1 protein-coding gene and 1 pseudogene are annotated in these 1,567 nt (G+C 41.7%); both read left to right on the top strand.

Features of this window, described 5'->3' with window-relative positions; genetic code table 11:
- A pseudogene (locus A3766_RS32190) lies at positions 1–180 on the top strand (hypothetical protein); the annotation flags it as partial.
- The coding region (locus tag A3766_RS21690; protein ID WP_156509040.1) for a diguanylate cyclase domain-containing protein at positions 180–1,567 on the top strand (1,388 nt) is incomplete at its 3' end. The pseudogene A3766_RS32190 and the gene A3766_RS21690, both read left to right, overlap by 1 nt.

The following is a 1,567-nucleotide window of genomic DNA, read 5'->3' as shown; positions in this document are numbered from 1 at the left end:
GCTTTTGCTAAAGACTCCACTATTGGCATTAGTTATGCTCCTTCGTTCGAATGGATGTTTTCAATCGAGTTTCACGCTGTAAATGGTACATTTTGGTTGCCTGACTTAGAAAATCCAGATATGGAAAAACAACGTAAGCACTGGAATATGTTTTTAGCTCAGGTGGCGTATCGTTTCTAATGCAAGACACAAAAAAACAGCTTTTTGTTAGTTTATATTGGAAGTCCGCAGTTGGCCTAGCTGCGATCTTTCTATCGTTTATCTCATTTTTTACATACTTCAATGTAGCGCAAATGCAATCCTTGCAAGCGCATAATAGAAGTGTGAACCAGCAGCAATATATTATTGAATATAACGGTTTGCTCAAGAAGAGCTCATTGCAGCTAATTAATATAATTGATGGTCTACCAAATTTAACGTCAGAAGGTCCGTATATTGAGGACAAGCTCGATTCGCACTGGCTGTCTTTACAGATAACTTGGGCCCTAGAGAGCGCAACCTTACTTAATGCAAAAGGCGAAGTGATTGGGCAGTGGGGTGATCAACGCATTCGTCCAAACTCCGACGTTATTGAGCGTACCTTGACGAGTCGCACTCCGTCCGAAGAAATGATCTGTTTTGAATTTTGTCAGTTAGCTGTACTGTCTCCGATTCTAGATATTAATGGTGATATTAAACTTATTCAGCTGAGCGTATCACTAGCAGATATGATGCTAGATTTTAATAGAATCACCGGATCTGATATCGGGATACTCACGCCGGTTAATAATAACTCTGAAGCATCAGTACAGTTTGGCAAGACCGGATTGGCTTTCTCTTCTTTGACGAATAAGCCTTTACTACAGCCAATTCTTCAGCAACATGCTATTCAAAGTCGATGGAGGCGTGACTTTGTCGAAGCTGAAGGGCAGTTAATCAACATTATTGATTTACCAGGTTCTCAGTTTGAGCTTATGTTCGTCTCTAACTCTGAATTGGTTGGTAGTAATGCGCTAATTGCATTTATATCTGATACAACCCAAGCCAGAGAGCAAATAGAGTATGCTCGGCACACGCACGTTATAACTGGCTTAGTTGCGATTATTGTTTCAATGCTGTTGATATTCCTCGTTTTGTGGCGGCCGATTCGTTCTCTGCAGCGGCAAGCCAAGGCGCTTCCTTTATTGCCTCAAGGACGATATAAAGAAGCAAAAGACAAGCTTAAGCGCATGGCGAGCAACCGTATTTTTGCTGATGAAATTAGCCAGCTACAAACTACTTCTTTGCAGGTAACCTCTCAGTTAGAGGCCTATCACCAGAAACTGAGTGATAATACCGAAGAGCTTCACCAAATGGCTCACTTCGATGCTTTGACTGGTTTAGCGAACCGGCCCTATTTGATAGAACTGGTTGATAAGAAGTTAGCTAGCCAAGATGAAACTGAGCGAAAGTTTGCGTTTCTCTACCTTGACCTTGATAACTTCAAACACATTAATGATGCCCTAGGGCACCTGGTTGGTGATAACTTATTGTCTGTGGTTGCCGACCGACTTAAAAGTTGTGTTTCTGATATTGATATTGCAGCGCG

It is taken from the genome of Oleiphilus sp. HI0132 (genome assembly GCF_001635845.1).
Note: the sequence above shows the minus strand (reverse complement) of the source record. Positions and strands in the feature narration are given on the sequence as shown.